13 protein-coding genes are annotated in these 21,278 nt (G+C 47.1%); 2 read left to right on the plus strand and 11 right to left on the minus strand.

Translation table 11 applies throughout. The annotated features are described in order from the left end of the window. Window positions 1-138: 138 nt before the first annotated feature. Entirely contained in the window at window positions 139-2,817 is a 2,679-nt protein-coding gene (locus NNC77_RS02145; RefSeq protein WP_254969730.1) for an ATP-dependent Clp protease ATP-binding subunit, read from the minus strand. A 284-nt stretch (window positions 2,818-3,101) separates the two neighbouring features. Between NNC77_RS02145 and gyrA the strand changes: the two genes are divergently transcribed. Both gyrA and NNC77_RS02155 read left to right on the plus strand, forming a co-directional pair. Next, window positions 3,102-5,738, plus strand: coding sequence for a DNA gyrase subunit A (gyrA, locus tag NNC77_RS02150; protein ID WP_254969729.1), 2,637 nt, complete (start codon window positions 3,102-3,104; stop codon window positions 5,736-5,738). A gap of 54 nt (window positions 5,739-5,792) precedes the next feature. Then, on the plus strand, window positions 5,793-7,001 hold the full coding sequence (locus NNC77_RS02155; protein ID WP_119237334.1) for a hypothetical protein: 1,209 nt from the start codon (window positions 5,793-5,795) through the stop codon (window positions 6,999-7,001). Between the two features lie 489 nt (window positions 7,002-7,490). Here NNC77_RS02155 and NNC77_RS02160 read toward each other — a convergent pair whose 3' ends face one another. The 10 genes from NNC77_RS02160 to galK form a co-directional block, all read right to left on the minus strand. Beyond that, entirely contained in the window at window positions 7,491-7,934 is a 444-nt protein-coding gene (locus NNC77_RS02160) for an RpiB/LacA/LacB family sugar-phosphate isomerase (RefSeq protein WP_022122120.1), read from the minus strand. A gap of 156 nt (window positions 7,935-8,090) precedes the next feature. After that, on the minus strand, window positions 8,091-10,112 hold the full coding sequence (locus tag NNC77_RS02165) for a transketolase family protein (RefSeq protein ID WP_254969728.1): 2,022 nt from the start codon (window positions 10,110-10,112) through the stop codon (window positions 8,091-8,093). 105 nt (window positions 10,113-10,217) lie between these two features. Further along, on the minus strand, window positions 10,218-11,792 hold the full coding sequence (locus tag NNC77_RS02170) for an alpha-N-arabinofuranosidase (RefSeq protein WP_118200311.1): 1,575 nt from the start codon (window positions 11,790-11,792) through the stop codon (window positions 10,218-10,220). A 79-nt stretch (window positions 11,793-11,871) separates the two neighbouring features. Next, entirely contained in the window at window positions 11,872-13,464 is a 1,593-nt protein-coding gene (locus tag NNC77_RS02175; RefSeq protein ID WP_119237337.1) for a xylulokinase, read from the minus strand. A gap of 81 nt (window positions 13,465-13,545) precedes the next feature. Next, window positions 13,546-15,087 (minus strand): L-arabinose isomerase, encoded by a 1,542-nt coding sequence (araA, locus tag NNC77_RS02180; RefSeq protein ID WP_117693122.1) that lies wholly within the window; start codon window positions 15,085-15,087, stop codon window positions 13,546-13,548. A 66-nt stretch (window positions 15,088-15,153) separates the two neighbouring features. After that, window positions 15,154-15,852, minus strand: coding sequence for an L-ribulose-5-phosphate 4-epimerase (locus tag NNC77_RS02185; RefSeq protein WP_006846778.1), 699 nt, complete (start codon window positions 15,850-15,852; stop codon window positions 15,154-15,156). Between the two features lie 27 nt (window positions 15,853-15,879). Next, entirely contained in the window at window positions 15,880-16,560 is a 681-nt protein-coding gene (locus tag NNC77_RS02190; RefSeq protein ID WP_040552774.1) for an NUDIX hydrolase, read from the minus strand. A gap of 204 nt (window positions 16,561-16,764) precedes the next feature. Beyond that, window positions 16,765-18,489: a sodium:solute symporter gene (locus NNC77_RS02195; protein ID WP_254969727.1), complete on the minus strand. Its 1,725-nt coding sequence runs from the start codon at window positions 18,487-18,489 to the stop codon at window positions 16,765-16,767. Window positions 18,490-18,674: 185 nt separating this feature from the next. Continuing rightward, window positions 18,675-19,862, minus strand: a complete 1,188-nt coding sequence (locus tag NNC77_RS02200; RefSeq protein ID WP_117586871.1) for an aldose epimerase family protein — start codon at window positions 19,860-19,862, stop codon at window positions 18,675-18,677. A gap of 211 nt (window positions 19,863-20,073) precedes the next feature. Continuing rightward, window positions 20,074-21,234: a galactokinase gene (galK, locus tag NNC77_RS02205; RefSeq protein WP_254969726.1), complete on the minus strand. Its 1,161-nt coding sequence runs from the start codon at window positions 21,232-21,234 to the stop codon at window positions 20,074-20,076. Window positions 21,235-21,278: the final 44 nt, after the last annotated feature.

Genomic DNA, 21,278 nt, shown 5'->3' on the forward strand with positions numbered 1-21,278 from the left:
TAATGAATATTTTTTGAAATAAGAAATTATTGCCTAAACTTTTCTTGTGGTTAACTCTTATTAACTAAAGTTCGTTGGTTGCTATACCGGGTTCATAACAAAAGAGGGACTATCGCCAGTGGATAGTCCCTCTTCTGATTATAGTTTCTTGAATGTCAATTCTTCTTTTTTCGAATTTTTGCCTACCGAGATGGTGTCGCCTGGCTTCATTGTGCCATCGAGTAACATCTCGCAAACGGAATCTTCGATGTAGGTCTGGATGGCGCGGCGGAGTGGGCGGGCACCAAACTGCACATCGTATCCCTTCTTGGCTACCATCTCCTTTGCCTTTTCGGTAATCTGGAAATGGAATCCCAGTTCTTCTATTCTCTTGACCAGTCCTTCCAGGTCGAGGTCGATGATGCGCTTGATGGCATTGAGATCCAACTGGTCGAAGGTGATGATGTCATCGAGACGGTTCAGAAACTCTGGAGCAAACTGCTTGCTCAGACTCTTCTGGACGATGCTGCGGGCATACTCCTTGTCTTTCTCATCCATCGCCAATCCGCCTTTTATACCTGCAGAAGTAAAGCCGACGCCTCTGCCGAAATCTTTCAGCTGGCGGGTTCCTGCGTTAGAGGTCATGATGATGATGGTGTTGCGGAAGTCGATGAGTCGGCCGTTGCCATCGGTAAGTCTGCCTTCGTCGAGTACCTGTAAGAGCAGGTTGAATACCTTGCTGTTGGCTTTCTCTATTTCGTCGAGCAATACGATGCTGTATGGTTTGCGGCGTACCTTTTCGGTCAGCTGTCCACCTTCGTTATAGCCTACGTATCCTGGAGGCGCACCTACCAGCCGTGAGGTGTTGAAACTCTCGGAGAATTCGCTCATGTCTATTCTGATGAGTGAATCTTTCGAACCGAACATTTCCTCGGCAAGTTTCTGGGCAAGATAGGTCTTACCTACACCTGTAGGACCCAGGAACATGAATACGCCAATAGGATGGTTAGGGTCGCGCAAGCCTACACGGTTCCTCAGAATGGTCTTTACCATCTTGTTGATGGCATTATCCTGAGCAATCACCTTGTGCTTCAGGTTGTGTTCCAGATCTTTCAGACGTTTGCTTTCACCCTCTGCCATGCGTTGGGCCGGTACGCCGGTCATCATGCTGATAACGTTGGCAATATCTTCGGCTGTCACCTCAACATATTCGCCAATCTCTCCCTGCTGCCATTGCGCCTTCATGTCCTCAATCTCTTTCTCGATCTTGGTCTGGGCATCTCTGCATGAGGCTGCCATCTCGAAGTTCTGGTTGGCTACAGCCTGCTGCTTCTTGCTGATTATCTTTTTCAGTTCTTTTTCCAGCTTGATATATGGAGCAGGAACACTTGCATTATTAATATGTACGCGCGAGCCGGCTTCATCTATCACGTCGATAGCCTTGTCTGGGAAGTGGCGGTCGGTGATATAGCGCTCTGTCAGTTTGACACATGTGTCGAGAGCCTCGTCTGTATATCTCACACAGTGATGCTTCTCGTAATGTTCCTTGATATTGTGCAGTATCAGCAGGGTCTCTTCGCATGTAGTTGGTTCAACGATAACCTTCTGGAAACGGCGCTCCAAGGCTCCGTCCTTCTCAATGCTCTTGCGATACTCATCGAGCGTGGTGGCACCGATACACTGGATGATACCTCTTGCCAGGGCTGGTTTCAGAATGTTGGCGGCATCCATGCTTCCTTCGCCGGAACCGGCGCCTATCATGGTGTGAATCTCATCTATGAAGATGATGATCTCCGGATGTTCCTCCAGTTCCTTGATGACATTCTTGATGCGCTCTTCAAACTGTCCGCGGAATTTTGTTCCTGCAACGATAGCAGTCAGGTCGAGACTTACCAGACGCTTGTTGAAGAACATAGGCGATGTTTCCTGGTTGTTGATGAGTTGTGCCAGTCCTTCTACGATGGCACTCTTTCCTACGCCCGGTTCACCTATTAATACTGGGTTGTTCTTCTTTCTGCGACCCAGAATCTCGAGCACGCGCTGAATCTCCTTCTCTCTGCCCACGACAGGGTCCAGCTTTCCATCGGCTGCAGCCTTGGTCAGGTCGAAACTGAATTTGTCGATGGTAGGGGTGCTGCTCTTTTTGCGCGGAGTTCCATTTGAACGGGTAGACAGTCTCATCGGGTTCTGGTCCTTTTCCATATCGAATGGCTCTTCGTCAGTTTCCATCATGTCGTTCTGCTCGTTGTAGTCATCTTCTGCTTCTATTCCACCAGCCATCTCCAGGCTCTCTGCTTCCTCCTGCCTGTCAGCATCAGGGGTTTCTGAATCTGGTGTTTGGGGTTCTATTTTGAAATCCTTCGGCTCTTCTGTCTTCTGCTCATCATCCTTATCAGTGGGATAGAGCATTTCGATGGCACGGTCGTAGCTTAAGCCCAGTTGACTCAGCCAGTTGGCTACAGGGTTCTTGTCATTTCTCAAGATGGCAAGCAGCAGATGTCTTGGCTCTACAATCTTGGAGTGCTCGTAGTTGTTTGCCTCGCGGATAGAGTCTCTGATAATGCTGTCTGTTATCTGGCTGAATGGGATGTGGCTGTTCTCCTTCACGTTATCGGCAGGAGTTTCTTCCACACGCTTTTCCAGTTTGCTGTTAAGGACTCCGCTGAAAGCCATCGGACTGATGTCTGCGCCCTTCAGGAGCTTGTTGACATCGCTGTCGTTCTGGCTGATCAGACTCAGCATCAGATGCTCCACGCTGATTTCTCTTCCCAAGGTGCGTGCTGCTTCTTTGCTACTTCTGTTCAGTATGTCCTGTATATGTGAAAACGGATTTATCATATTTGCTTATATTTTTAAATATCTCAGTGCAAAAGTACACATTATTTTCAATAATAGCAAATGATATGCCAACTTTTTTGCATTGTTAAAATACAAATAATGCTAAAATAATGCGATTTTTCGCCTCTAAAGCGTTTTAGTATCATTTTTTTTTGTATCTTTGTCGGGAATTTCAAAAGGGTAAAACGGCTTAGAACGCAAGGAAATGCCCTTAAACGCGATTTCCGGATGGAAAACAGGCGTTTTGAAAGTAACGAATAAACAATAATACATTAATATAAGAAATGGACGAAAATCAGACAATGGATCATGATAGAATCATGAAGATCAACATTGAGGAGGAGATGAAGTCGAGCTACATCGATTATTCGATGTCAGTTATCGTGGCTCGTGCCCTCCCTGATGTACGCGATGGTTTCAAGCCTGTGCACCGCCGTATTCTTTACGGTATGCTCGGCATTGGAAACACCAGTGACAAACCTTATAAGAAATGTGCGCGTGTTGTAGGTGAGGTGCTCGGTAAGTATCACCCTCACGGCGACTTTTCTGTTTACGGCGCTCTGGTGCGTATGGGACAGGAGTGGAACATGCGTTATACCTTGATTGACGGACAGGGTAACTTCGGTTCTGTTGACGGTGACTCTCCTGCTGCCATGCGTTATACAGAGTGCCGACTCTCCAAGATGGGTGAGCATATCATGGATGACCTTGACAAGGAAACGGTTGATATGACCAACAACTTCGATGATACCCTGCAGGAACCTACCGTGATGCCTACCAAGATTCCTAATCTTCTGGTAAATGGTGGTAACGGTATTGCAGTTGGTATGGCTACCAATATGCCTACCCATAACCTGGGTGAGGTAATTGACGGTTGCTGTGCATATATCGATAATCCTGACATCGACACCGATGGATTGATGCAGTATATCCCTGCTCCTGACTTCCCAACCGGTGCTACCATCTATGGTATTCAGGGAGTGAAGGATGCATACGAAACGGGTCGAGGCAGAATCGTGGTTCGTGCCACTGCCGAGATTGAAAGTGGTGAAAACCATGATAAGATTGTTATCACCGAGATTCCTTATGGTGTTAACAAGGAGCAGCTCGTGATGGCTATTGCTGACCTTGCCAAGGAAGGCAGAGTAGATGGCATCGCTAACGTAAACGATGAGTCTGGCCGTCAGGGTATGCGTATCGTTGTTGATGTGAAGCGTGATGCCAATGCTAATGTCCTTCTGAACAAACTCTTTAAGCTGACAGCTCTTCAGAGTTCATTCTCAGTGAATTGCATCGCTCTTGTTAATGGCCGTCCACGTCTTTTGAGCTTGAAGGAGTGTGTGAAGTATTTCGTAGAGCATCGTCATGATGTTACGATCCGCCGCACCCAGTTCGAACTGAAGAAGGCTCAGGAGCGTGCTCATATTCTCGAGGGCTTGATCATTGCCTGCGACAACATCGACGAGGTGGTACATATTATCAGAGCCAGCAAGACTCCATCTGATGCCCAGCGCAACTTGGAGAAGCGCTTCGAACTCGATGAACTTCAGAGTAAGGCCATCGTGGATATGCGCCTCAGCCAGTTGACAGGCTTGCGTCTGGAGCAGTTGCACAATGAATTCAACGAGTTGATGAAGACCATCGACTACTTGAACCAGATTCTGAACGATCCTGAGCTCTGCAAGAAGGTAATGAAGGATGAACTCAACGAGGTGAAGGAGAAGTATGGTGACGCACGTCGTACCATGATTAAGCCTGATGACCATGAGTTCAATCCAGAAGACTTCTATCCAAACGACCCAGTGGTTATCACCGTGAGTCATCTCGGATATATCAAGCGCACCCCATTGTCAGAGTTCCGTGAGCAGGCTCGTGGTGGAGTAGGTGCTAAGGGAGCCCGTACCCGTGATAAGGACTTCACCGAGTATATCTATCCTGCTACCATGCACCAGACCATGTTGTTCTTCACCAAGAAGGGCCGCTGCTACTGGTTGAAGTGCTACGAGATTCCTGAGGGCGACCGCAATTCCAAGGGTCGTGCTATCCAGAACCTCCTCAACATCGAGAGCGATGACCAGGTGAATGCATTCCTCCGCTTGAAGGGCTTGAATGATGCTGAGTTCATCAACAACCATTATGTAGTCTTCGCTACCAAGAATGGTACGGTGAAGAAGACCTGTCTGGAGGCATATTCCCGTCCACGTGCCAACGGTGTGATTGCTATCAACATCGTAGAGGGCGATGAGGTGGTAGATGTTCGTCTGACAAATGGTCATAACGAACTGATTATTGCCAACCGCAATGGTCGTGCTGTCCGTTTCGATGAGAACGAGATTCGTACAATGGGCCGTACATCTACCGGTGTTCGTGGTATGCGCCTCGATGAGGGTGATGATGCCGTAGTAGGTATGATTGTTGTCAACGATCCTGAGAAGGAAACCGTGATGGTAGTGAGCGAGCAGGGTTATGGTAAGCGTTCTGACGTACTCGATTACCGCGTTACCAAGCGTGGCGGTAAGGGTGTGAAGACACTGAGTATTACCGACAAGACCGGTCGACTGGTAGCTATCAAGAACGTAACCGATGATAACGACCTCATGATTATTAACCAAAGTGGTATCGTGATTCGTCTTGCCGTAGCTGATTGCCGTGTCATGGGCCGTGCTACTCAGGGTGTTCGCCTCATCAATCTTACCAAGAAGAATGATGTCATTGCCAGCGTATGCAAGGTGATGAGTTCTGAGCTCGAGGCTTCTGTAGAAGAGGAGAGCCGTTCTGCCTGGGCTAAGAAGAGCGAGGAGATAGAGAATGATACCGTAGGTGCCAAGACTGCTGAAGAGGCTGCTGAGGCTGAGGCTCATCTCGCTGACGAAGCATCAGAAGCTGAGGATACCGATTCGGGCAACGTAGATTTCGAATAAAAGAAAAGACGCGTAAAAAATAAATAACAACAACTTTTAAACTCATTAAGAAAAATGAAAAAGTTTTTAGTAGCTGCAATGATGGTACTAGGTGCCACATCAGCATTCGCAGGCGACAGTGACGCTCTCAAGGCTGTCATGAAGGCTAAGTCTTATGCCGAGGCTGAGGCTTTGGTTAAGCAGAATTTGGGTCAGATGGCTAACGATGCAGAGAAGGCCAAGGCTTACAACAAGCTCGTTGATCTCGCTATGAAGCAGTTCAACGACCAGCAGAGCATCCAGCAGACCAATCAGATCATGAAGAAGAACGACCCGGTTGACGAGGCTGCTATGTCTGAGGGCGCTTACAATGCATTGATTAATGCTATTGAGTGCTACAAGTACGACCAGCTTCCTAACGCTAAGGGTAAGGTTGCTCCTAAGTTTAACAACAACGCTAGCCGTGTATGGGGTGCTCGTGTTCAGCTCGTTAATGCGGGTCAGACTGCAGCTCAGAACAGTAAGGCTGATGAGGTATTGAAGTATTGGGGTACATTCCTCGATACAGACAATGAGCCTCTCTTCGCTTCTGTAGACCAGAAGCAGAAGGATAGCGAGAAGGAGTATATCGGTCAGGTTGCTCTCTTTGCAGCCCGTTATGCATACCAGGCTAAGGATGCAGCCCGTTGCGAGAAGTATTGCGACATCGCCATGAAGAGTGAGAAGGAGGCTAAGGATGCCCTCAACCTCAAGCTCTATGTGATGAAGGACGGCTTGAAGACTCACGAGGATTCTCTTGCCTATGTTAACAAGCTCAAGGATATCTTTGCAAAGGACGAGACCAATGATGTTGTTCTCGATGGTTTGAACTCTATGTACTCTTCATTGAAGATGGAGAAGGAGCAGACTGAACTTTTAGACGCAGCTATTGCAAAGAACCCTAACAACTTTGTAGCTCTTGCCAACAAGGGTATGATGTATATCCAGAAGAACGATGCAGACAACGCTATCAAGTGTTTGAAGCAGGCTCTTGCTGCAAAGGAGGATAACGTAGTTGTTCTTACTTATCTGGGTGCTTGCTACAACAGCAAGGCTGGTAACTTGCAGGATCCTAACGGTCGCAAGGTTGTTTACCAGGAGGCTATCAAGGTTCTCGACAAGGCTAAGCAGCTCGATCCAGAGAAGGCTCAGGCTAACTGGGGTTACACCCGTTACCAGGCTTACTATGGCTACTATGGTCCTAACGCAGCAGAGACCAAGCAGGCTGAGGCTGAGAGCAAGTAAAGTTTAAGCTTCAAATAAGTATTTGATTCTCATAGGGGGATGTCACCTGGTGTGGCATCCCTTTTTTTTGTTTCTTTGAGATAGGGTTGTTCCGGTAAAATAACAAATAGGACTGTGTTTTTTGTGGCAAAATAATTGATAAATACATCAGCGAGGAATGTTGGTTTGCTGTATGCGCCCATCAGCTGGTCTACGCATGCACAACAGGTGTTGTGCGAGCGCATATCAGCTGTTATGCAAGCGCACAACAGCTGTTGTGCGGCCTACGGAGTTAACTTCTCCGATAACCTATACTATCTTTTCCGACAACTTCTTCTGTCTTTTCCGGCAACTTCTTCCGTATTCTGCGATTGTATCTTACGCTTGTGTGCATTTATTGAAGTTGTTCATGTGTCGTAAAAATCTTCTTGGTGTGTCCGTATTCCATAAAAATAGGCTGAGCCATCATGCGATGACTCAGCCTTAATTCTTTTTTATCCATTCAGAACTTTACTGCTGAACAGGAATCTTCTTGACGCGACGCTCGTGACGGCCACCCTCGAATGTTGTGGCAAAGAACTCGTCGAGAATAGCCTCGGCGGTCTTGTTGTCTACGAAACGACCTGGAAGTACCAATACGTTGGCATCGTTGTGCTGACGAACCAAATGAGCAATCTCCTTGCACCATGCCAATCCGGCACGTACACTCTGATGTTTATTCAATGTCATGGCGATACCTTCGCCGCTGCCGCAAATGCCGATACCTGGATATACTTCGCCGCTCTCAATGCCTTTAGCAAGAGCATGACCGAAGTCAGGATAGTCTACACTCGCATCGCTGTATGTACCATAATCCTTTACAGGATAACCCTTCTTTTCCAAATATTCCAATACAAATTGCTTCAATGGAAAACCTGCGTGATCGCATGCAATACCAACTGTCTTTACTTCCATAATACTTAAGTTTTTAAGTGAAGAAAACGGGGTAAACCCTTATCCTTCACAAGGTTAATGTTAAAAGAGTGAAAGGAGTCGGATGCCGGAAATGGAAATCTGCCATCCGGCAAAATCTCCAACTCCAGCTTCCAACTCCTGTTTAGTTTATGCTAATTAAGCCTCTGCCAAGAAAGCCTTTACCTGCTTGTAAACGTTCTCGCCTGTGTAACCGAGCTTCTCATCAAGTACCTTGTAAGGAGCTGAGAAACCGAAGCTCTCCATACCCCAAACCTTACCATTAGCGCCTACGAGACCCTGAAGTGTTACAGGAAGACCGGCAGTCATACCGAAGATCTTAGCGTTCTTTGGCAATACGCTCTCCTGATACTCCTTGCTCTGACCACGGAACAAGCCCTCTGATGGAGCACTTACCACGCGAACCTTGATGCCGTCGGCACGCAAAGCCTCGCAACCAGCCTCCAATGTAGAAACCTCAGAACCGCTAGCTACCAAGATAACGTCTGGATTCTCGTCGCTGCCTGCTACGATGTAAGCACCCTTGGCTGCCTGCTCATAGTCTGTTCCCTCTGGCAACTTGGCAATGCCCTGGCGAGAGAAGATCAAAGCTGTAGGAGTCTCTACATTCTCCATAGCGAGCTTCCAGCAAACTGTAGTCTCGTCAGCATCAGCTGGACGGAATACGCGAACGCTGTCCTTGCCTGCGTGGTTCTTCAACTTCTCCATCAAGCGGATCTGTGCCTCCTGCTCAACTGGCTCGTGAGTAGGTCCGTCCTCACCAACGCGGAATGCATCGTGAGTCCAGATGAACTTAACTGGAACCTGCATCAGGGCAGCGAGACGAACAGCTGGCTTCATATAATCAGAGAATACGAAGAATGTACCCATTGCTGCAACCACACCACCGTGGAGCATCATACCGATACACATATCAGCCATAGTCAACTCTGCAACACCAGCCTGGAAGAAAGCACCAGAGAAGTCACCGCGAACGATGCTCTTGGTCTTCTTCAAGAAACCATCTGTCTTATCAGAGTTAGAAAGGTCAGCAGAAGCACAGATCATGTTAGGAACCTGCTCTGCCAAAACACCGAGACAAGCAGCTGAAGCTGCACGAGTAGCTGAACCAGCCTTCTGCTCAACCTTGCTCCAGTCTACCTTAGGAGCCTTGCCGCTGAACCACTCATCCATCTGGGCAGCCTTCTCTGGGTTAGCCTTGCGCCACTCAGCCTCTGCAGCCTTGCGCTCAGCTACGATCTTCTTCAACTCCTCAGCACGCTTAGCGTAGATTTCCTTTACATCGTCGAAGATAACGAATGGATTCTCAGGATCACCACCGAGGTGCTTGATGGTATTAACGTAAGCGTCGCCACCGAGAGGAGCACCGTGAGTATTGATGCAAGCCTCGTAGCTTGTGCCGTCTGCGCGGAGAGCACCCTTACCCATTACGGTCTTACCGATGATGAGGGTAGGGCGATCCTGCTCCTTCTGGGCAGCATCGAGCGCCTCACGAATCTGAGCTACGTCGTTACCGTTGATCTTGATGACGTTCCAGCCCCAAGCCTTGTACTTCATCTCTGTATCCTCGTTCATTACAACGCCACACTCTGTAGAGAGCTGGATGTCGTTAGAATCGTAGAACATGATGAGGTTGTTCAGACCGAGGTTACCGGCGATACGACCAACACCCTGAGAAATCTCTTCCTCTACAGCACCATCAGAGATGTATGCGTAAATCTTGTGCTGCATCATGGTTGAACCCAGACGAGCCTCGAGGAACTTCTCTGCAACAGCTGCACCAGCTGCGAGGGCATGACCCTGACCGAGAGGACCAGATGAGTTCTCGATACCACGCTGAAGGTCGAGCTCTGGGTGACCAGGAGTTACAGAACCCCACTGGCGGAACTGCTTGAGGTCTTCCATTGAGAAGAAACCGCGCATAGCCAAACCAGCATAGAGCATTGGGCTCATGTGACCAGGGTCGAGGAAGAAACGGTCACGACCTGTCCATGTTGGATCTGCTGGATCATAAACCAGGTACTCAGAGAAGAGCACGTTGATGAAGTCAGAACCACCCATAGCACCACCTGGGTGACCGGAATTTGCCTTTTCTACCATTGAAGCAGCCAAGATACGGATGTTATCAGCTGCATGATTCATTACTTTAATGTCGTTCATAATTTTATATTTATTATTGTTGTTATTTCTGCTGAAATATTCTTGTTTTTCTAGCTCTGAAGGCTACTCAAAAGAAGGATACTTCCTTTTTCGCCTTCAAAGATACTATTTTATTTTCAAAACTACGATAGATTTTGCAGGAATTTTTACTTTAAGGGTGTTTTTCTTTACTTTTGCATCCTTAAAAACTGCAGGCTTCACTACATCCGGGTGTGCGAAGTCGTTGTAATCGCTCACCTTGTTGCAGGAAAGAATCTGTCCTGTTACAGCTTTTGGAGCAGCTGCACCATCCAGATTAAACTCTACCTGCTGAGCCTTGTCAAGACTGACATTAGCAAGAGCAACCACAATGGTTCCATCTGCCTTCTTGGCTGCTGAAGTAGATACCAATGGAATCTTTCTTCCATCTTTTGCGTGATCATCGCCGCGAACATCCATAGAGTCGCACTTTACATCCATTGGGAGATAGGTTGCCTCCTGGAAGTCCTTGTACATGTTGAATACATGATAGGTTGGAGTCAGAACCATGTGACCTGTTCCCTTTGTATCTGTCAGGATCATTGACTGGAGTACGTTGACAATCTGTGCGATATTGGTCATCTTCACACGCTCTGTATGGCGGTGGAATACATTCAGCGAGAGTGCAGCAACGAAGGCATCGCGCATACAGTTCTGTTGATAGAGGTGGCCCTTGATAGTGCCAGGCTCCTCATCCCACCAGGTTCCCCATTCGTCAACGAGGAGGGCTACCTGCTTCTTTGGATCAGCCTTGTCCATGATAGCCTCGTGCTTCTTGATGACATCTTCTATGCCGAGCGCCTTGCCCATGGTCCAGTAGTAATCCTCATTGTTGAACTTGGTGGCAGAACCCTTGCTGCCTGTCCAGCCTGTTACTGTATAATAATGTAGAGAGATGGCGTTGGCACGGTTGCCGATACGGTCCATCAATACCTTAGTCCAGTTATAATCGTAATCGCTCGCTCCAGATGCAATCTTATAGAGCTGGTTCCCGTCATAGTTGCGGCAATAAACAGAGTAGCGGCGGAAGAGATCTGAATAATACTCAGGACGCATGTTGCCACCGCAGCCCCAACTTTCGTTACCAACACCGAGGTATTTTACCTTCCAAGCCTTGTCGCGGCCGTTCTGTCGGCGGAGTTTTGCCATAGGAGTATCTCCATCGCTGGTCATATATTCCACCCACTTTGCCAATTCCTCAACAGTGCCGGAACCTACGTTACCGCTGATGTAAGGCTCGCAACCCAACATCTCGCAGAGATTCAGAAACTCGTGTGTACCGAAAGAGTTGTCCTCTATGGTTCCACCCCAGTTGTTGTTCTGCATCTTTGGTCGCTTCTCACGTGGACCGATACCATCCATCCAGTGATACTCGTCAGCGAAGCATCCTCCAGGCCATCTTAATACAGGCACTTTCAGGTCCTTGAGGGCTTGGAGCACGTCGTTGCGGTAACCCTGAGTGTTAGGAATCTTAGAATCAGGACCTACCCAAAGACCACCATAGATACAACTTCCGAGATGCTCGGCAAACTGGCCATAAATCTCTTTATTGATTTTCTGTGTTCCCTGGTTGGCATGGATTGTTCCTGTTACATCCTGAGCTTGAGCTGAGAATGCAACTGCTGTTGAAAGCAATGTGGTAGCGAAAAGTTTCTTCATCATTGTTCTTATTAATTGTTGTCGATTTTAAGTATAATACGTTTGTGGAGGTAGAATCCCCACAAACGTATTTATCGTTTATTTACTTTTTGTTCTCAACTGCTGCCTTTTCGATAGCAAGACCAGCCTTGTAGGTTTCAATATATTTATCAAAACCGGCTACATCTTCGGCAGTAGGTGCAATCTCTACACCAGTATTGCCTGCAAATACCTTCTTGTCGAGATAATCTGCCAGGCTCAACTTCTCTTCGTTGTTAACGAGATAACCTGCGAGCAGGGCGATACCCCATGCACCACCTTCGCCTGCTGTCTCCATGACAGAGATAGGGGAGTTAATGGCTGCAGCGAGGATGCGCTGACCTACACCCTTGGTCTTGAACAAACCGCCATGACCTGTGATGCGATCTACCTGTACCTTCTCGTCCTTGAACAATACATCGTTACCAATCTTCAATACAGCTACTGAAGCATAGAGGTTGGCACGCATGAAGTTGGCAAGGTTGAAGTGGTCGTTGGCAGAACGTACGAACATAGGGCGACCTTCTGCAAGACCTGTTACAGGCTCACCAGAGATATAGTTGTAAGCAATCAAGCCACCGCAATCAGCATCGCCTTCAAGAGCGTGGTTGTAGAGCTTGCCGAATACCTCGTTCATATCTACAGGAACACCGAGCAACTCCTGATACTGCTTGAACAAACCTACCCATGCATTGAGGTCGGAAGTACAGTTGTTGCAGTGAACCATTGCTACAGGACTGCCGTCTGGAGTAGTCACCATATCAATGACTTCGTAAGGTTTGCTCAAGGCTTTCTCCAATACAATCATAGAGAAAGAAGAAGTACCTGCACTTACGTTACCAGTGCGCTGACGAACAGCGTTGGTAGCTACCATACCTGTACCTGCATCACCCTCTGGAGGGCAGAGAGGAGTACCAGCCTGGAGTGTGCCTGATGGGTCGAGCTTCTTTGCACCTTCCTCGGTCAATACGCCAGCATCTTCGCCTGCGTTCAGTACCTCAGGGAGAATGTCGAGAATCTTCCAGCCCAGGTTCTTAGGCTCGATGAGTTTATCGAACTTAGCTACCATCTCTGCATCGTAGTTGTTGGTGTTAGAGTCGATAGGGAGCATACCTGATGCATCACCTACGCCCAAAACCTTCTTGCCTGTGAGCTGCCAGTGGATATAACCGGCGAGAGTGGTAAGGAAGTCAATCTTGTTGATGTGGTCCTCACCATTCAGGATAGCCTGATATACGTGAGAGATACTCCAACGCAATGGGATGTTGAAGTGGAAGAGCTCTGAAAGTTCAGCTGCAGCCTTGGCTGTATTGGTGTTACGCCATGTGCGGAAAGGAACGAGAATGTTCTCATCCTTACCGAAAGCCATGTAGCCGTGCATCATCGCAGAAATACCGATGGCAGCCAACTGCTTGATTTCGCAGTCGTACTCAGCCTTCACGTTCTTGCGGAGGTCGGCATAACAATCCTGCAAACCTTTCCAGATTGTGTCGATGCTGTAAGTCCAGAGACCATCAACCAACTGGTTTTCCCACTCAAAGCTACCCTGTGCGATAGGGTTGTTGTCGGTGTCGATCAAGACAGCCTTGATTCTGGTAGAGCCAAACTCGATACCGAGAATGGCCTTACCTGATTCTATAATAGTTTTTGCGCTCATTATTGATTCTTTCTTTAATGTAAGGAACAAAGAGAAAAGCAATGGAATTCTTCACTCTTCGTTCTTCACTCTTCACTTAAATTATCTCAACGCCTTGTTGAGCATGTAGTAAATCTCGTTGTTGCGGAGCTGCTGCTTGAAGCTGCTGATAGTTGTGTTCTTGTCGATGTTGACGAACTCAATACCGAGAATCTCGCAGAAGTCTTCCCAGTACTCAGCAGTGATATCGTAAGAGAATGCACTGTGGTGAGTACCACCAGCGAGGATCCAAGCACCTGCACCAATCTCGAAGGTTGGCTGTGGAACCCAGAGAGCTGAAGCTACAGGGAGCTTAGGCATTGCCTTTGGCTCGATGCACTCTACCTCACTTGCGATGAGACGGAAACGGTTGCCGAGGTCAACTACAGTTGCCTTAACACCCTTACCTGTCTTAGATGTGAATACGAGGCGAGCTGTCTGCTGCTTGCGGATACCGATGCCGAGGAAGTGAACCTCGAGCTTTGGCTTGTCTGTTGCAATCAATGGGCATACCTCGAGCATGTGGCTCTGGAGGCTAGATGTGCGGTCGGCAGCGAAGTTGAGTGTGTAGTCCTCGAGGAATGAGCAACCCTTCTCCAAGCCCTGGTTCATTACCCAGAGTGTGCGGTAGAGGCAAGCTGTCTTCCAGTCACCCTCTGCACCGAAACCATAACCCTCTGCCATCAGGCGCTGTGAAGCCAAACCAGGAATCTGGTCGAAACCGCAGAAGTTAGGATCGTCGATGTCAGCATCGCCGAGGTCATCGAAGTTGGTTGTGAATGCTACTGCGTTCTCATCCTTCAATACGCGACGGAGAGCAATCTCAGCCTTAGCTGCGTTCTTCACCTTCTCCCAATATACTTCCTCGCCAGACTCATCAATCTTGATGGTGTACTCCTTCTTGTACTCCTCAACGAGAGCATCAGCCTCAGCATCAGTTACCTTCTTGTAGTACTCCATGAGTGAAGATACTGGGTAGTAATCTACGTGGTAACCCAAGCGCTGCTCGAACTCTACACGGTCGCCATCTGTTACGGCAACGTTGTTCATGTTCATACCGAACATCAAGCAGCGTACGTTGTGAGCATCAGCAACACCAGCAGCTACGCGAGCCCATGTTGCAATCTGCTTCTGAGCCTCTTCGCTCTTCCAGTAACCTACAACTACCTTTCTAGGGATGCGCATACGGGTGCAGATGTGACCGAACTCGATGTCGCCGTGGGCTGACTGGTTGAGGTTCATGAAATCCATATCGATAGAATCCCAAGGGAGTTCTGCATTGTACTGAGTATGGAAGTGGAGGAGAGGCTTCTCGAGAGCCTGCAAGCCCTTGATCCACATCTTAGCTGGAGAGAAGGTGTGCATCCATGTGATGATACCTACGCACTTCTCATCGTTGTTGGCAGCCTTCATGACAGCTTCTACTTCAGCAGAAGAGTTAGCTGTGCCCTTGTAAACTACCTTGATTGGGATGATGCCACTGTTGTTCAGACCATCTACCATGTCCTTTGAGTGACCATCAACTATCTTAACTGTTTCGCCTCCGTAAAGAAGCTGTGCACCAGTTACAAACCATACCTCTAAATTTTCAAATGCTTTAATCATGATTGTTTGTTGTATTAATTGTTATTGTTAATGTGATTTAATATCTTTATTTGAATCACCCTTTAATTAGTGCTTTTTCTGTCCGTAGTAAGCGTTAGGACCGTGCTTGCGGTTGAAGTGCTTCTCTACGAGCAATGGGTTCATGGTGGTGTTTGGATTCACAGAGAATGAGATGAAAGCCATTTTTGCTACCTGTTCAGCCACTACTGCGTGATAAACAGCCTGGTCAGCATCCTTACCCCATGTAAAAGGACCATGGTTCTTAACCAATACGCCAGGAGTATGAACTGGGTTGATGTTATCTTTCTTGAAACGGTCAACGATGACAACACCTGTGTTGTGCTCATATTCTGCCATCATATCCTCTGTCATCGCATCAGTGCAAGGGATGCAATCGTGGAAGTAATCAGCATGAGTTGTACCAATGTTAGGGATGTCCAAGCCAGCCTGTGCCCAAGCGGTAGCATAAGTAGAGTGAGTATGAACTACGCCACCCAACTCTGGGAATGCGCGGTAGAGAACCAGGTGAGTTGGTGTATCAGATGATGGATTCAGATCGCCTTCTACTACCTTACCTGTTTCCAAGTCTACCACTACCATATCGCTAGCCTTCATGGTGTCATAATCGACGCCTGATGGTTTGATGACAACCAGACCTTTCTCGCGGTCGATACCACTCACATTACCCCATGTAAAGAGCACGAGGTTGTGCTTAACGAGATCAAGGTTTGCCTTGAACACTTTTTCTTTTAATTCTTCTAACATAATATCTTTTGTTTTAAGTTGTTTATTCTATTTCAAGTTGAACGATGGGTCTTCCTCGTATGCTTTCTTGTTGAAGCGGTAGAGGGCGGCGCCTCGTTTCGAGTTGACTTTATCGATGAGTTCTGTTTTCTCGATGAAGTCGATATCCTTCACGCGTTTGCGGAAGTTGCGCTTATCAATCTCTTCGCCTATTACTGCCTCGAATACATGCTGAAGCTGTGTCAGCGTAAAGAGGTCTGGGAGGAGTTTGAAGCTTAATGGCTCATGATTGATGCGGCGGCGTATCTGTGCGATAGCGTTGCGGATCATGAGTTTGTGGTCTGAGTAAAGTTCTGGAAGTTCGTTCAGACTAACCCATTCCAATCCGTGTTCTACACGGAGGCTGTCATCATAGTCTTTCACATTGATGAGAGTGCAATAGGCGATAGAGATAACTCGCTCACCTGGGTCACGGTCGATGCGGCCGAAAGCTCCTACTTGTCTTATATAGAGGTTTTTCATTCCAGTAAGTTCCAGGATGACTCTGTTAGCTGCATCTTCGAGATTTTCTGTTGCGCCAACGAAACCACCATAGAGTGACCATTCGCCTCTTCCCGGGTCCATCTTGCGTTTGCCTATCAGTACCTGGAGGTTGCTACCGTCGAAACCGAAAATGATACAATCGACGGATACTAATACTTTGGAGTATTCATTATAAAACTGGGTCATGGTCTTTCTGCTGTTTTGATGTAATGATTCAATGTATGTATAGTTGTGTTCTTTTGCTTGCTCTTCATAGAGCAGGTTCGAGAGGAAAATCAAGGAGTAAGAAGGAGAAGAAAGGATCGCGGATTTTTTCAACAGAAACAGTTTTGTCTGATTTTTGAGAAAATTCCAGACTCCTCACTTCTTACTCCTGACGTGAATAATATTTTACCAGAAGTATGCGTAGAATGCTGCGCAGAGGCCGATTACTACGAGGGTACCGATAATATCGAAGGCACTCCAACTCTCACGGATAGACTTCTTGAAGTCTGATGTGAAGGTGATTGCCTCTACCTGCTCCTTGCTTGGAGCTGGAGTAAAGCAGCTTACTACTACCATGAAGATGATGAGGAATACGAGCAACCAGCACTCGAATACGAGCCAGTTGGTCTGCCAGAACCATGCGGTGTAATCCCAGAATGCACCATCCATTGTTGCCTTACCTGTGTCAGTAATAACGTTGGTAACGAGGCGGAGCATACCGATGAGGAAACCTGTAATCATGGTGTATTCACCTGCCTTTGGAGTAATCTTCTTGAAGAAGATACCCATTGCAAATACGGCTACCATGGCTGGAGCCAGAAGTGACTGGATACCCTGGAGATAGTTGTACAATGTATCCATCTTCATCATGATTGGCAACCATGCGAAACCGAGAACTACAACTACAATGGTAGCGATACGGCCAACGAGTACGTAGTGAGCCTCAGACATGCCCTTCTTCAATGGTTTGTAGAAGTCCTCGGTGAAGAGGGTAGCACAGCTATTGAAGAATGCTGCCAATGAAGCAACTAGTGCGCAGATGAAACCGATTGTTACGATACCCTTGATACCTGCAGGAAGTACGGTCTTTACCATGATGGCAAAGGCTGCATCAGTCTCGTTCATCTGGATAGCGCCCTTCTGAGCCAAGGCTGCTGCAATCATACCTGGAATGAGGAACATGAAGCAAGGGAGTACCTTGAAGAAACCGGCTGCGATAGTACCGCGGCGGGCACGCTTCATAACCTCTACGTTGCTCTCGCCAGGAACCTGACCGAGTACACGCTGAACGATGTGCTGGTCAGTACACCAGTACCAGAAACCGATGATGGTTGCACCGATGAATACTACGAAACCAGGATACTCCTGATACATAGAGTCACCTGCCTCCCAGTGGAACATGTGGGTTGTACCGTAGCCGTTGTTCAACTTGCCGCAGTAATCCATCATGTCGGCCCAACCGGCAGAGATGCTGCCACCGCCGAGGGTAGAGAGACCGAGGAAGAGTACGAGGAAAGAACCGATGACGAGGATAGGAGTCTGGATGGTTGACAATGTCATCACACCCTTCATACCACCGAATACGGTGAAGATGGTGGTGAGGATAATCAGACCGATAGCACCTGCCCAGAAGTTCAAACCCCAAAGATATTCGAAGAAGATACCACCTGTAAGAGCTGTAACGCTCACCTTAGTAAGGATGTAAGCTACGAGGGTGATGATAGAGAGCCATGAACCTGTGCGCTGGGTATAGCGGAACTTCAGGAAGTCTGGCATGGTGATGATCTTACCCATCTTGTTGATGAGCAACTGGTAGAAAGGTACGAACAGCCAACCCAAGATGAGGATCATCCAGCCCTGCATCTCCCAGTGTGCCATACCGACACCACTCTTGGCACCTGTACCAGCCAAACCAACGAGGTGCTCAGAACCAATGTTGGCAGCAAAGATAGCCATACCGATTACATACCATGGCTCACCCTTACCGAAGAGGTAGGCAGAAGAGTCTTCACCTTTCTGAGCCTTTCTGTCTTTCACGATTGCGTGCCAGACAGCCCAAATTACGCCGATTACACCAATGGCGAGTATAGCCCAATCAAGCCATACGAATTCTGTTGAATTCCAATTCATAATTACTATAAGATTGTTTGTTTATTATTATTTGTTTATTCTTTTCTTTTATTGGATGCTTATTATGTTAGTTTCTTATCCAGCACATTTCGTTTTTTTTTTTCATTGCGAAAACTTCTTGTTGGATGTTAGCTGTTCCGGCGGACTTTATCCGCCGGTTCGCTAACTTTTAAACTAACTTACGCTTACTTTTTAACGCTGAATTTGTAAGCGAGGTGAGAATAGTATTTCTCTCCTGGCTTCAATGTGGCATCTGTCCAATCCTTTACGCCCTGAGCAATCTTGGTTGGAGAATCAGGATATTTCTGGCTCTCGAAGCAAACGCTTACGTGTTTAGGATACTTGATGCCATGCTTGCAGGCAATACCTGTGCCTTGGAAGTTACCGGTGTAAACCTGAATGCCTGGCTCGTTGGTAAATACTTCAAGAAGGATACCGCTCTTTGGTGAGTAGAGGCTTGCGCAAACTGTTTTGTCATCGCCCTTACCATTCTTATATGTGTTCAAACACCAGTTGTGGTCGTAACCTGTGGCATTCTTAATCTGATCAAAGTTATAATCAACCTTCTTCCCGATTTCTGCAGGTTTACGGAAATCCATAGGGGTTCCATCGACACTCTTGATTTCACCAGTTGGGATGTAAAGTGAATCTGCAGGAGTGAACTTATCTGCATTGATGTACATTACCTGATCGAAACCTTCCTTAGATGGATCGCCATTCAAGTTGAAGTAACTGTGGTTGGTCATATTGACAACGGTCTCTTTGTCTGTTGTAGCGCCAAACTCGATGTCGAGTGTGTTGTCACTCTTGACTGTATATTTAGCTGTTGCTGTTACGTTGCCAGGGAAACCATTCTCACCATCCTTCGCATTGATAGTGAAGGTAACGGATGAGTCGTTCTTCTCTGTAATGTCGTAAACCTGGTTCAACCATCCTGTAGCACCACCACCATGCAGGCAGTTGCCATTATCATTTGCCTTCAACTGGTATGTTGAACCAGCAAGTGAAAGTTTAGCATCCTTGATACGGTTGGCATAACGTCCTACAGAAGAACCATAATCTGAAGGAGAGTTAAGGGTGTCAGCATACTGATGAATATTATCGTAACCAAGAACCACATCTGTTGGCTTTCCGTCCTTGTCTGGAACGGAAATGGAAACGACACGTCCACCATAATTGGTGAGGCAAACTTCCATGCCGTTTGCATTCTTGAGAGTTACTAACTCAGTCTTCTTGCCCAATACTGTTGAATCGAAATCTGCTGGATTCAAACCAGATTGTGTGAGACTTGCATTGCTGCTTGATGAACAAGCTGAGAGGGTAGCGATAGCCGCAAAACCAACTCCCATAAATAGGGTCTTAAATGTACTCATTTTTAGGCTGTTTTTTATTGTCTATTCATTTTGGGTGTAAAATTACAATTTTATTTCGAATCTGCAAGAGTTTTCCCTAACTTTTTTTCTTCTAAAGTGTCTTTTTAACACTATTTGTATGAAAACGCCTGTTTTTGTCTTATTTGGGACAAAAAAAAACTGCAGTTAGCAATACTAACTGCAGTTCCTTATATTATATATAATGTATATATTAGCAAACCTTGTGAGAACCCTCAGAGATTATTACAGGGTAAATCTCTGGAGCATGACCATATTTAGCTGTGAACTTAGCTGTAACGTCCTCAACGAACTTGTCGTAGATATCGTCCTTTACCAGGTTGATGGTGCAGCCACCGAAGCCACCGCCCATGATACGGCTACCAGTAACACCATTCTCCTTAGCAACATCGTTTAAGAAGTCGAGTTCCTCGCAGCTTACCTCATATTCCTTGCTCAAGCCGTGGTGAGTCTCGTACATCTTCTGACCTACTGTCTCGTAGTCACCCTTCTCAAGAGCATCGCAGACAGCCAAAACGCGGTCCTTCTCGCCCAATACGAAGTGAGCGCGGCTGTAATCCTCTTCGCCTACCTCAGCGCGAACCTCTTCCAACTGCTCCCATGTGCAATCACGGAGAGTTTCGAACTTAGCTTCTGGGTGCTTTGCTGCAATGTGCTTAACAACATTTTCGCAAGAGTTGCGGCGGTCGTTGTATGGAGAACCTGCCAACTCGTGCTTTACCTTAGAGTTTACCAGGCAGAGTTTATAGCCCTTAGGCTCGAATGGGAAGTATTCAAATTCGCGGCTGTTGCAATCGAGGCGCATCAACTTACCTTCCTTGCCGAAAACAGAAGCAAACTGGTCCATGATACCGCAGTTAACACCTACATACTTGTGCTCAGTAGCCTGACCAGCGAGAACGAGATCCCATTTAGAAACCTTGTTGTCCCCAAAGAGGTCGTTCAAAGCAAAAGCAAAACAGCTTTCAAGAGCAGCAGAAGAAGACATACCTGCACCGAGAGGCACATCACCATAGAATGCTGCATTGAAACCCTTTACGTCAACGCCCAATGCCTTCATCTCCTGGCAAACACCATAGATGTAACGTGCCCATGAAGCGCGTGGACCTTCAGGATCATTAACCTTGAATTCTACACGGTCCTTCAAGTCGATAGAGTAGAGCATGATGGTATCTGTTCCGTTAGGACGGATTTCTGCCATGATACCCTTATCTACTGCACCTGGGAAAACAAATCCACCATTATAATCGGTATGCTCACCAATCAAGTTAATACGACCTGGTGACATGTAGATGTTACCTGTTTTACCATCGAAATGCTTGATGAATCGGCTTCTTACTTTTTCAATATCCATAATTAGTTAAGTTTTTGTTGTGTTGTTACTAAAGATTTGATTAT

The sequence above is a fragment of the Segatella copri genome, from assembly GCF_024330485.1.
Classification (GTDB): domain Bacteria; phylum Bacteroidota; class Bacteroidia; order Bacteroidales; family Bacteroidaceae; genus Prevotella; species Prevotella copri_L.

Bases quoted from the DNA above. Each gene is read 5' to 3' on its own strand.
- NNC77_RS02155 (WP_119237334.1), top strand. From the start codon at position 5,793: ATGAAAAAGTTTTTAGTAGCTGCAATGATGGTACTAGGTGCCACATCA.
- NNC77_RS02160 (WP_022122120.1), bottom strand. From the start codon at position 7,934: ATGGAAGTAAAGACAGTTGGTATTGCATGCGATCACGCAGGTTTTCCA.
- gyrA (WP_254969729.1), top strand. From the start codon at position 3,102: ATGGACGAAAATCAGACAATGGATCATGATAGAATCATGAAGATCAAC.
- NNC77_RS02165 (WP_254969728.1), bottom strand. From the start codon at position 10,112: ATGAACGACATTAAAGTAATGAATCATGCAGCTGATAACATCCGTATC.
- NNC77_RS02145 (WP_254969730.1), bottom strand. From the start codon at position 2,817: ATGATAAATCCGTTTTCACATATACAGGACATACTGAACAGAAGTAGC.
- NNC77_RS02170 (WP_118200311.1), bottom strand. From the start codon at position 11,792: ATGATGAAGAAACTTTTCGCTACCACATTGCTTTCAACAGCAGTTGCA.
- NNC77_RS02190 (WP_040552774.1), bottom strand. From the start codon at position 16,560: ATGACCCAGTTTTATAATGAATACTCCAAAGTATTAGTATCCGTCGAT.
- NNC77_RS02195 (WP_254969727.1), bottom strand. From the start codon at position 18,489: ATGAATTGGAATTCAACAGAATTCGTATGGCTTGATTGGGCTATACTC.
- NNC77_RS02175 (WP_119237337.1), bottom strand. From the start codon at position 13,464: ATGAGCGCAAAAACTATTATAGAATCAGGTAAGGCCATTCTCGGTATC.
- NNC77_RS02200 (WP_117586871.1), bottom strand. From the start codon at position 19,862: ATGAGTACATTTAAGACCCTATTTATGGGAGTTGGTTTTGCGGCTATC.
- NNC77_RS02185 (WP_006846778.1), bottom strand. From the start codon at position 15,852: ATGTTAGAAGAATTAAAAGAAAAAGTGTTCAAGGCAAACCTTGATCTC.
- araA (WP_117693122.1), bottom strand. From the start codon at position 15,087: ATGATTAAAGCATTTGAAAATTTAGAGGTATGGTTTGTAACTGGTGCA.
- galK (WP_254969726.1), bottom strand. From the start codon at position 21,234: ATGGATATTGAAAAAGTAAGAAGCCGATTCATCAAGCATTTCGATGGT.